Below are 10,492 nucleotides of genomic sequence, written 5' to 3' on the forward strand. Positions count from 1 at the left end.
TATATTTCATCAGGCTCAGCCCCCCATTGCTTTCACCTATAAATACGATGGGGGTCTGGGACTGTGCGTCAAAGCGTTCGATTGAAGCCGTGGTTTACAGTATCATCTAGTTTTTCCTTTATAAAAAGAGAGGTGACAACTTTTATGGACGGCAACCTTGCTGTCTTTTTAGGTATGTTACCATGGAATTAGAGAGAAAGAGAATGCAATCAAGATAGGAAAGTATATTTTATGAAAATAGTAATCTTGTTAGCAATTGTATTTGTCATTTCCTTTTTACTGATTTTTAAATTAGTTTATAGTGGCAATAAGGAAGAAACTAAGGAAGAAAAAATAAATTTCCTCCAGGTTCTTTTTGTTACAGGCTTGCTCGCGCTGCTTCCTACGATTGCAATCGGGCTGATTGTATTTGCATTGCTCGGTTCCGCGCATGCGGTTAATATGATTTTTTCCTTACAGGTAAGCACGAGCCAGTTAATCGTGCTGGCCGTTTCTTTTTTCGTTTATTTGTTTACCGTGGACAGTGTTATTGAAATTATTGTGGAATACATAATCGGCAAAAATATAGTTAGTAATCTTACAATGCTCCTTATTCGGATCGGTGTTTTTTATCTAATTGGAGCGTTTGCTGGCCTCGATCAAACGGTGAATATCACGATTGCAGCAGGGATTGGCCTGATTATCCTTATCGTTGAAACGCTGTATAACTGGAGAGAAAAAAATAAAGCAAACAATGTGGAAGAAGAATGACATCGTTTGCTTCCTGCCGCTGTTTCCATGAAAGTTGGGAACAGCGCTTTTTTGTACCAGTTCATGCAGCTGGTCGCGAATCGTCATAGCACGTGTATGAAGTCGTGAAAACGGCCGCCAGCCGAAATAACACCCCCATAGCACGTGTATGGGATCGCGAAACTGGCAGTCGGCCGGAATAGTAGCGTCATAGGGTTGCGATGGGGTCGTGAAAACGAAGGATCATCGAAATAAGGGCCTCCAAGCGTTCGTAAGGTAGGCCAGCCCAGTCCAGCGGCAGGGAGGGGCTGGCCTTACCAGGATTTTTTTTGGATATAAGTTCTTCCAGGTACCCGCAAAAGCAAATTGGCGCTTGCATGAGAGAGTAGAACAGTAAGAAGTAGAGATAATCCATCTTTTTATAATCAATGGAAAGGTGAAGGTTGTTTAAAATTTTCTTTTGATAAAAATACGTAACCGCTGATAACAAAAGGGAAAACGGGATAACAAATATTGTGTAGAAACCGACGATTAAAAAATTTTGAAAAAAAAGTGCCAGTACTAGTCCTGGAACTAAAACGAAAAGCAACGCTAAATCAACGAGCGGAAAGGCCAAGTTGAGAGCGATTAAGAACCTGGATAACCCTTTATTTTTCATTAGAATCGCCGGGTGCGCGCGGAAACCTTCAAACATTCCCCGTGCCCAGCGTTTTCGCTGCCGAAAGAAACCGTAGAGTGTGTTCGGAACCATAGTGAACCCTATTGCTGACGGGGCATAGAAGACTTTGTAATTTTGGCTCAGCATTCCCCAGGTTAACACGATATCTTCTCCTACAACCGGCGACCATTTCCCGGCGCGAGAGATAGCTTCTTTTCGGTAAGCGCTAAACGATCCTTGTGCGACAAGAACCCCTTCATAGATACTTTGTTGGCGTTTGACTGCTGCAATTCCGATGAAATAATCCCAGACTTGCAGCCGGGTTAACCAACTGTCGTGCTTGTTGTGCACGAGAAGGGAACCTGCGACGGCTCCGGTGTCAGGGGAATGATTAAAAGGTTTGAGTAAGTGCTGAAGAGCATCAGGATGGATGAATGTATCAGCGTCTATCGTCACGATATAAGGGTGGGAGGCATAGGAAAGACCTACATTTAATGCGGCTGCTTTTCCTTTGTTTTCTTTCTCCTCTATCACCGTGATGTCAGTTGAATATTGATGTTGCGCTGACTGAAGCACTTCTTGGGTTCGGTCGGTGGATCCATCATTGATCACGATGATTTCCATATGGGATGTTGGGTAGTTGCTTTCCATCACGTGGTCGATGGTTCGAAGGATATTTTTTTCTTCATTGTGGGCAGGAATGAGAATGGAAATAGGGATCGGAGGGGTAGCACTCTTTTCGTTGTCAGGCTTGTTTTTATTGCCACACAATAAGGTAAAAAATAGAAAAGCATGAATGAACCCCGGTACAATTGCAATCCCACAAACGCATAAAACGGCAATACTCATCGGTACATACTCGGCAACATCCAAAATCCAAGGCCAGTCAATCCATAGGAATAGAAGAATCGTTAAAAAAGTTACAGACATTGAACAGGTGAAAATCACTCTCGGTTGCATCGCATTCCCCCATATGGAAGTTAATGGTTTATCCTATGGGGGAGGGAGTAAAAATGTTTAGGCATGAAGGTTCCGAATGGAAAATCTCCACATATAGGAACTGTCATACACCCTCTTTTTCCACATGCATATACTAGGGTATGTCGTTTTGGATTATGGGGGGTTCACTAATATGGGGAAAAAACATAAGCAAGGTGGAAGTGGGGAGTCTCGACCCAATTTTTTGTTTTTGATGGCAGACGAATGGCGGGCTCCGGTTGTGTATGAAAATGCGGAATTACTAAGTTGGAGAAAAAGTCATTTACGAACACCGCAACTCTTGGCTGAGCATGGCATGAGTTTTGAAAATCATTATATTGGCAGCACGGCCTGTTCCCCGAGCCGGGCTACACTGTTTACCGGTCAGTATCCGTCCCTTCACGGTGTAACCCAAACACCTGGGGCTGCGAAAAGCTCCTTTGACGCAGATATGTTTTGGCTTGATCCGAACACGGTTCCAACATTAGGAGATTACTTTCGGCATGCGGGGTACCGAACATTTTGGAAGGGGAAGTGGCACATTTCCAATGAGGATATCATCCTGCCTGGAACCACTGATGCCTTTCCAAGTTATGATCCGAATACTGGAAAGCCGGATAAGAAAAAAGAACAGATCTATCAGGAAGCAAACCGTCTCGATCCATTTGGCTTTTCAGGATGGATTGGCCCAGAACCACACGGTGCCGACCCAAATAATTCAGGATCATCCGCAGCGCAAAGATGGAAAGGCAGGGACAGTGTCTATGCGGATGAAGCAGTATCTTTAATAAAAGAACTGGAAGAGGAACAGACGAATGATAGGGAGCCGTGGTTCATCGTTTCCTCCTTTGTAAATCCTCATGACATCACTTTGTACGGTCTGTTAACGAGTTTACTCCCTGCCTATGATTTCTCGATCGATCCATCTGTTCCAAACATTCCGCCGGCGCCGACAGCACGTGAGTCTTTAGACACAAAACCGTCCGCACAAAAAAGTTACCGGAACACCTATCACCAGGCGCTGCAGCCTACCGTGAATACACCAACATTCAGAAGGCTGTATTATTCGCTACAAAAAGAAGTGGATCGGGAAATGCAGAAAGTATTTGAAGCACTAAGAAAATCGATTTTCTATGACAATACGATTGTTGTTTTTACGTCCGATCACGGCGATTTATTAGGAGCTCACGGTGGTTTGTTTCAAAAATGGCACAACGCGTACGAAGAATCGATCCATGTTCCGTTAATTATACACAGCCCTAAGCATTTCTGCGGAGAAGAAAAGACAACGGCGTTAACGAGCCATGTAGATATTGTCCCAACCTTACTGGGCTTGGCTGATATTTCCGTTACGGACATCCAAGAGCAGCTTCGACAAGACCATACCGATGTACCCCCTTTTCCAGGAAGAAATCTAGCTCCGCCTTTACGCGATAAGGAAATGGAACGAGTGAATGACCCGTTATATTTCATGAGCGATGATGAATTTTCCAAAGGATTGCATCAGGAGACACTGTGGGGAACGGAATATGAGTCGGTGGAACAGCCAAACCATGTAGAAACGGTTATACAGAAATTAAAAACAGGTGACAATCAAGGCGAGGAGGTTTGGAAATTCTCTCGTTATTTTGACGGTACAACCTATTCGGAAAAATCCAGCGAACATGAGAACAGGAAGAATGGTATTCAAAACAAACCGGTCGAGGAACAGTATGAGTTATATAACTTGACCCAAGATCCGTTGGAAGAGAAGAACCTGGCCCATCCGGTGTACGCTACCGCAGAAACAAAGCGGGTACAGAAAATGATGCACAGCACGTTAAAAAAACAAGCCAACGCGAAAAGAATTTCTTCCACTTAAGCCTAGAGGAAGAGAGCGGCCCTTGCTCTCTTCCTTTATTTATGTGCCGTAAGCCTTCATCGATAAAATATTAACGACTATTTGCAATGAAATGTCTCGGCAGCATTGGAGGAGACTGAAAAATCAGATATGATGAAATCGTTTAAGATATGATCATTTTTACCTTGAGCAAGGTGCCCTACACAAATGAATAGAGGAGATAATGACGATGAGACATGTACGAGAAACGATTGCTTTTTACGAACGCCAGGAAATGGACCCGCTCAGCAACGCCGCCGCGTCTCTGTGGCATGCGTTGCAGTATACCCGGATAAAAGCCGGACATCCGGATACGTTTCAGGTCGCCATTCCCATTATTACGTGTCGGGCGGGGCTCAAAAAGCGCATGTTCTTTTACGCCCGTGAAGAATTGGTTGAAAAAGGCTACCTCGACTATGACAAAACAGGAGGATCCTACCACTTGATTTCACTTACGCCAGAAGAGGGAATAGGCGCATTACCGGAAGACCCGGATACTGTACATAGGGAAGCGGTGAGTGAAATAATCACTGAAACAGCCGGCGAAGCAGCCGGTACAACAGAATGTGAAACGGTTAATGAAATAAATGAAACTAAAAGCAGCAGTGAAATAAACTGTGCCCCACCAAGTGCAATGGCAATGATGGGATACAAAAAAGCAGGCACCCTCTCCTACATGGAAGGGTGCCTATCACATTCTAAAAAGTCACAAGGCGAAGCGGCGGCTTACACGTCACGGTATTGCTTCATTAACCTAATTTAGCCAGGATCTCACGTACAAAAGCAGGCTCATCTTTTGGGGTTCTGGATGTCACAAGGTTATCGCTGACAACAACTTCCTCATCTTTATAGTGGGCTCCTGCCAGTTTCACATCGTCACGTATCCCGATATAGCATGTGGCCGTTTTTCCTTTCAGAATGTCCGCACTGATCATCACTTGCGGGCCATGACAGATTCCTGCGATTAGCTTTCCTTGTGTATGTACCGCTTTCACAAATTGCACAACGTCGTCATTCACGCGCAATGCTTCCGGCGCACTGCCGCCTGGTATGACAACCGCATCAAAATCATCGGCTTTCGCGTCAGAAGCTGCGAGATCAGCTGTATAGGTAACGGTTCCTTTTTTGCCTTTGCATTCCCCGCCTTTTTCAAGACCGACAATGGTGGTGTCATGCCCTGCTTCCTGCACTGCTTCGTACGGTACTTTCATTTCTGAATCCTCAAAGTCATTCGCTAAAAGAAACGCTACTTTTGCCATAAAATTATCCCTCCATTACCTATCGTTAGATCCACTGTAAATGATATTTTTATGGAAATCAAAGAGCGTGCTTTTCCCTCCGAAGAACCCTACATGTCATCATGAAGCGCTGCTGACTCCAATAACGCTGGTGGTCGCTTGAATGAGTCCCTGAAATCAGCTATTCGTGAAAATAACAATGTCCTAGCAGGTGTATGAAGTCGTGAAAGAGTCAGTCAGCTGGAAAAGAAACGTCATAGGGGTTCTATGGAGTCATGAAAATGAAGGATCTCTGAAATAAAGGCGTCAAAGCACTTGAATGAAGCCCTAAAACCAACTAATTGTGAAAATACTAGCGTCATAGTAGGTGTATGAAGTCATGAAAACGAAGAACCTCCGAAATAAAGGTATCAAAGCGTCCGAATGAAGTCCTGAAATCAGCAACTGATAACAGGGTAGCCCTCATCGTATCAATGTACGAAGGTATGAGTAATACTTACAAAAAATTGAAATAGTTATGATTATTTACTAGAATAGGGGGAAGATTAGGGGGGAGAAAATGAGGAAATTAATAGGGACACTAGTGACGGTTGGTCTGTTGTTTTCTCCATCCGTTGTGGCGGCGAAGTCTTTTCCGGATGTGTCGGAAGACTTTTGGGCCGCATCGTCGATTGATGTTCTTTCCGACAGAGGGACGATGAGCGGGTTTCCGGACGGCACATTTAAACCGAACGAACCCGTAAAACGTATTCAAGCGGCCGCGATGATCATGAAGGAGCTTGGCTTGGAGGCAGGAGACGACACAGAGCTGGAAAGCACTGATATCAAAGAAGACTTTCCGGCAAAAGACGTCGTAGCGGTTATGGAGGAAACGGGGATTATGCGGGGGAGCGATGGGAATTTCAGGCCTTATGAGCCCCTTTCCCGAGCACAAATGGCAACCATTTTAACCCGTGCCTTTGAGCTGCAGAAAAATGAACACTTCTATTTCACCGATATTCCGCGGGATTATTGGAATTTCACAGATATTGGAGCGCTTGCGGAGAGCGGCATCACAGGAGGAAAAGGAGACGGCACATTCGCCCCGTCGGAAACGACCACTCGAGCCCAATTCGTCACCTTCCTGCACCGGGCGACGGATAAACTGGATGAAAGAGAGCCGGCCGAGCGGCTTGCAGGAGATTACAGTCAATTCGTACTGCATAACGGAAAACTTCATACACTTGATAATGAAGAGGAAGCTTTCGTTACTTATCGTGAATTGGAAAATGGTGAGTACGAAGAAGTAGAAAGAGTAGATTTAACAGAACTCGCTTTTTATGACAAGTTAGAGGAGTCTAGCTTTGTGGATAGACAACAAGAGATTCAAGTGGTCGGTGATTCTTTGTATTTTTCTGTGAGAGTGTTGGAGAATCCAGGGGAATACCCGGAGAAGTACCGGCACGACCTGTACGCATATAAAGACGAGGACGTCACACTGGTTGAAAAAGATGCAGGGGAAAACGTGTATTTTGTTCGTGGGGAAAAATATGATGTGAAAAATAATACGTTATATCAAAACGACCGCGCCCTTGATACCGTGGCTGGTAAACCTAACCCGGTTATTGACTTTTCCGGTCATTATGCTTTTTATAAACACGGGGATGAAGTTCGGAAGTTGAACTTGTTAAACGGTGACAGGCACGTCCTGTATAAAGGGGAAGATCTACGAGATATCGACGTGTTTGATGAATACTTAATCATTTTAGGTGAGGAAAAAAATGCGCTAATGGTGTATGATCTTGATGGGAATATAATCAGGAAGAAAGCAGCTTATGCAGGGGACGGGAACATACCCGAAGCATTCATAGAAGAACCAGGCGGTTTGCTAATAGCAGAAGGGGTCTTTTATAATCAAGTAGAATATATAGAACGATAAGAGGGCGAACAGGCTCTCTTTTTCTTTTTAAATGAAAAATAAAGGAAAGGGTGGTCCGCAATGCCAGAGTCCGAAAAAGCGAATAAAGAAACGGATATCAAAAGCCTTATCTCCAGTCTTTCAAAAGAGGAAATGGCGGCGATTATCCTAGATGTTTGCGAAAGATATCCTGAAGTGGAAAAGCGCATCGTGTTTACCTATGCCCCTGCGGAGGATGAGGTGAAAGCGGCAAAAAAAGTGATAAAGGAATGCATCAACCGCTACAAAAAACGGGGTTTTATTAACTACCATGACGTATTTCCGGCTCTTCAAGGTGCGGAAATGACGCTTGAGAAAGCGGATGATAAGGTAGAGAGGGGAGAGACAGAGACGGCAGTTTTACTTTCGCTGACGGTGATGGGAAGCGTCGTGGCGATGATCGGACATAGCGATGATTCAAGCGGTCATGCAGGATTTGTGATCGACCAGGCCTTAAAAGCGATTAACAAGGCAATCGAGAGCGGTGTGAAAGATATGAATGAGAGCGAGCGACATACGTTATTCACCGCTTTGATGAAGGAAGCGCGTCTGAAGCGCTATGATGGCTGGACGAATTGGCGGCTGGCGTTGATGAGGTGCTGTGTGTACCTCTGTGATACGAACGAAAGGCGAAAAAAATTAGAAAACGAGTTGTCAAAAATGCTTGAGGCAGTACCGAAGCAGGCGTGGGGCAGACAATCTCAAATCCAACAAGTGAAATTAATTCAGCTGGAGGTCATCGAGTTTTGTGATGGAGACGCGGCTGCCGAAACGTTTATCCACGCCAACCTGGAGCACAGTGCTTTTCGAGAAAAGGCGATAGAGCGTCTGCTCGCAAAAGAAGAGTATAAGGAAGTGATCAAGCTTTGCGAGCAAGGTCTGGAAATCGACAAGGATTACCGTGGATTAGGCACGACATGGAAAAAGTATCAACTGCAAGCGTACGAAGCGCTAGGCGATATCCAAAAACAACGAGAATTACTGCTCGAATTTTTATACGGGAATGACTCTACGTATTATCCAAAATTAAAAAATCTTTATTCGCCGGAAGAGTGGCCGCAGGTTCTGCAGGAGATCGTTGACACTTTCAAGCAAATGCCGTACCTGCCTTCGACGTATGAGGAAATCCTAATAGAAGAAGGCTTAACGGCAGAACTGCTGGAGTCCTGTAAAAAAACTCTCCTTGCTATCGAGCATCTCTACCCGTACCTTGTTGAAGAATATCCGGAAGCAGTAAATGAGTTATTTATCAAACACATTAAAGAAGAGGCAGATCGTTCGACTGAGCGAAAACAGTATCGCCAAGTGTGCAAAACCATTCGGCTGTATCAAAAAGCATGCGGCACCGACCCCGCGCAAACGCTCATCGAAGAGCTGAAAGACACACATAAAAGAAGACCGGCTTTCCTGGATGAACTGAACAAAATAAAATAATCGACTGATGGGGGAAGGAAGAATGGACTGAGGGACTGCACCTGTTATACAGATGGTGATGGTAACTTCGGGGTCTTACTCGTAGCACTGCTGTCGCACAAAAAATAACTCACCCTTGAGTTAGCAGCCCACGGGTGAGTTATTTTCATCTTGGCCGATCCCCCTTGAAGGGAACCAAACTATTGTCGACCGTAGGTGTTAGCGCACCTATGGTCTTTTTTAATGTATGCAATGTTTACTCCTAGTATATTCGAATTTTAGTGTGATGAAAACTATCTGTAGTTATTTTTACACATCTCCGCGATAATTTTCGTGAAAACGGTGGAAAGACGAAAAATAGACATCAAAGCCTCTAGATGAAGCATTGAAATTAGCTATTCATGAAAATAACAACCTCAGCGCCACGGTATGGAGTCGTGAAAATGGGGATGAGCGGAAATAGGAGCATCATAGGGGCTCGATGGCGTCGTGAAAATGCAGGAATCCAGAAATAAAGACTTCTAAAGATCTGGATGAAGCATTGAAATCACCTGCTCATGAAAATAAGAGCGTCATAGCCCCTGTGTGACGTCGCGAAAAGGAGGGATTCTCGAAACAAAGCCATCAAAGCGTTTGAATGAAGTACTGAAAGCAAGACATTGTGAAAATAAGAAGCTTACAGCCCTTGTATGATGTCGCGAAAACGGGGAGAAGTGGAAATAAAAGCATCACCGGGTCTCGATGACGTCGTGAAAATGGCAAAGAGCTAAAATAAGTAAGGGACTTGGAAAACAAGGAGCGTTGAAACAAGGACTGTCATCCAAAACGTATGAGTATAGATTCCTGAAGATATATTGTTAAACGTATTTCAAATCGCGCCGGAATTAACAAGACAATTCATCCACTTCAATTACGTCATAGTTACGCTACACACATGGTTGATAATGGTGCGCCTTTGGAAGTGATTCAAAGCCTGCTAGGCCATGAAAAGAGTGAAACAACTAGAATATATGCACATCTTAGCGGGAAATTAAGGTATGATTTTTACAACAAATATTTTTGATGAATTACTTAAGTTAAAAATGTATGAGCATTTATGTTACTAAAAGAATAATGCATAATAAGGATACAGCTTAATGGAGGTGTGACGTATGTCTATTCCTGAAAAAATTATAAAAGAAATTGATATGTTGAGTGAACAAGAAAGACGAAAGGTACTTGATAAAATAAAGGAGAAATATATGACTCCTGATGTAATTTTGTTAGGGGAAAACTACTCCTGGTGGGATAATGAGGAGGATGACATATACAATGAGCAATAAACTAAAGCAGGGCGAGGTTTGGTTGGCAGATGTTCGTTTTAAAGGAACGTATCAAATCAAACAACGCCCTGTTATTATTGTTGGAATGAGTTGGCGTTATATGTAGATGTCATTATTGCACCGGTTACCAGTCAGAAACCAAGAAACCAATTTGACGTTGTTTTGGAGTATTGGAAAGAAGCAGGTTTGGTAAAACCATCTGTTGCACGTACTTCTAAGATCACTTCTATACACGGTTCAGAATTGAAACGTCATTTAGGTAATTTACATAACCATGACCTTGAAAGCGTCTTAAATATATGTAAAAGATTATTTTAAGAAGAAACTTATTAGTTCTGC

General features: G+C 43.7%; 11 protein-coding genes. 9 read left to right on the top strand and 2 right to left on the bottom strand.

Annotated elements, in window-relative coordinates; translation table 11 throughout:
• Window positions 1-231 precede the first annotated feature (231 nt).
• Window positions 232-750, top strand: coding sequence for a hypothetical protein (locus LOR49_RS12995; protein ID WP_240377166.1), 519 nt, complete (start codon window positions 232-234; stop codon window positions 748-750).
• 187 nt (window positions 751-937) lie between these two features.
• On the opposite strand, the gene LOR49_RS13000 is transcribed toward LOR49_RS12995, so the two are convergent.
• Window positions 938-2,347, bottom strand: a complete 1,410-nt coding sequence (locus LOR49_RS13000) for a glycosyltransferase family 2 protein (RefSeq protein ID WP_240377167.1) — start codon at window positions 2,345-2,347, stop codon at window positions 938-940.
• 172 nt (window positions 2,348-2,519) lie between these two features.
• On the opposite strand from LOR49_RS13000, the gene LOR49_RS13005 reads away from it, so the two are divergent.
• Together LOR49_RS13005 and LOR49_RS13010 are read left to right on the top strand one after the other, a co-directional pair.
• A complete protein-coding gene (locus LOR49_RS13005; protein ID WP_240377168.1) occupies window positions 2,520-4,226 on the top strand; it encodes a sulfatase family protein in 1,707 nt (568 codons plus the stop codon).
• 208 nt (window positions 4,227-4,434) lie between these two features.
• Complete coding sequence (locus LOR49_RS13010) at window positions 4,435-5,007, top strand: hypothetical protein (protein WP_240377169.1); 573 nt, start codon at window positions 4,435-4,437, stop codon at window positions 5,005-5,007.
• Here LOR49_RS13010 and LOR49_RS13015 read toward each other — a convergent pair.
• The gene (locus LOR49_RS13015) at window positions 4,994-5,503 is read right to left on the bottom strand and encodes a type 1 glutamine amidotransferase domain-containing protein (RefSeq protein WP_240377170.1); all 510 of its coding nucleotides are present in this window, start codon (window positions 5,501-5,503) and stop codon (window positions 4,994-4,996) included. The genes LOR49_RS13010 and LOR49_RS13015 overlap by 14 nt on opposite strands.
• A 538-nt stretch (window positions 5,504-6,041) precedes the next feature.
• Here LOR49_RS13015 and LOR49_RS13020 point away from each other — a divergent pair.
• The 6 genes from LOR49_RS13020 (at window position 6,042) to LOR49_RS13045 (ending at window position 10,471) form a co-directional block, all read left to right on the top strand.
• Window positions 6,042-7,400, top strand: coding sequence for an S-layer homology domain-containing protein (locus LOR49_RS13020; RefSeq protein WP_240377171.1), 1,359 nt, complete (start codon window positions 6,042-6,044; stop codon window positions 7,398-7,400).
• A gap of 60 nt (window positions 7,401-7,460) precedes the next feature.
• Window positions 7,461-8,852: a DUF6880 family protein gene (locus LOR49_RS13025; RefSeq protein ID WP_240377172.1), complete on the top strand. Its 1,392-nt coding sequence runs from the start codon at window positions 7,461-7,463 to the stop codon at window positions 8,850-8,852.
• Window positions 8,853-9,696: 844 nt separating this feature from the next.
• Window positions 9,697-9,894 (top strand): tyrosine-type recombinase/integrase, encoded by a 198-nt coding sequence (locus LOR49_RS13030; RefSeq protein WP_338021151.1) that lies wholly within the window; start codon window positions 9,697-9,699, stop codon window positions 9,892-9,894.
• Window positions 9,895-9,982: 88 nt separating this feature from the next.
• Window positions 9,983-10,153 carry a hypothetical protein gene (locus LOR49_RS13035; protein ID WP_240377173.1) on the top strand — a complete coding sequence of 57 codons (171 nt, stop codon included), beginning with the start codon at window positions 9,983-9,985 and terminating at the stop codon, window positions 10,151-10,153.
• Window positions 10,143-10,259 (top strand): type II toxin-antitoxin system PemK/MazF family toxin, encoded by a 117-nt coding sequence (locus LOR49_RS13040; RefSeq protein ID WP_240377174.1) that lies wholly within the window; start codon window positions 10,143-10,145, stop codon window positions 10,257-10,259. The genes LOR49_RS13035 and LOR49_RS13040 overlap by 11 nt, the downstream gene beginning before the upstream one ends.
• A gap of 56 nt (window positions 10,260-10,315) precedes the next feature.
• A complete protein-coding gene (locus LOR49_RS13045) occupies window positions 10,316-10,471 on the top strand; it encodes a hypothetical protein (protein ID WP_240377182.1) in 156 nt (51 codons plus the stop codon).
• Window positions 10,472-10,492 lie beyond the last annotated feature (21 nt).

Source organism: Bacillus piscicola (assembly GCF_022458745.1).
GTDB classification, from domain to species: Bacteria; Bacillota; Bacilli; order Bacillales; family Marinococcaceae; genus Alteribacillus_A; species Alteribacillus_A piscicola.

Bases quoted from the DNA above. Each gene is read 5' to 3' on its own strand.
- LOR49_RS12995 (WP_240377166.1), top strand. From the start codon at position 232: ATGAAAATAGTAATCTTGTTAGCAATTGTATTTGTCATTTCCTTTTTA.
- LOR49_RS13000 (WP_240377167.1), bottom strand. From the start codon at position 2,347: ATGCAACCGAGAGTGATTTTCACCTGTTCAATGTCTGTAACTTTTTTA.
- LOR49_RS13005 (WP_240377168.1), top strand. From the start codon at position 2,520: ATGGGGAAAAAACATAAGCAAGGTGGAAGTGGGGAGTCTCGACCCAAT.
- LOR49_RS13010 (WP_240377169.1), top strand. From the start codon at position 4,435: ATGAGACATGTACGAGAAACGATTGCTTTTTACGAACGCCAGGAAATG.
- LOR49_RS13015 (WP_240377170.1), bottom strand. From the start codon at position 5,503: ATGGCAAAAGTAGCGTTTCTTTTAGCGAATGACTTTGAGGATTCAGAA.
- LOR49_RS13020 (WP_240377171.1), top strand. From the start codon at position 6,042: ATGAGGAAATTAATAGGGACACTAGTGACGGTTGGTCTGTTGTTTTCT.
- LOR49_RS13025 (WP_240377172.1), top strand. From the start codon at position 7,461: ATGCCAGAGTCCGAAAAAGCGAATAAAGAAACGGATATCAAAAGCCTT.
- LOR49_RS13035 (WP_240377173.1), top strand. From the start codon at position 9,983: ATGTCTATTCCTGAAAAAATTATAAAAGAAATTGATATGTTGAGTGAA.
- LOR49_RS13040 (WP_240377174.1), top strand. From the start codon at position 10,143: ATGAGCAATAAACTAAAGCAGGGCGAGGTTTGGTTGGCAGATGTTCGT.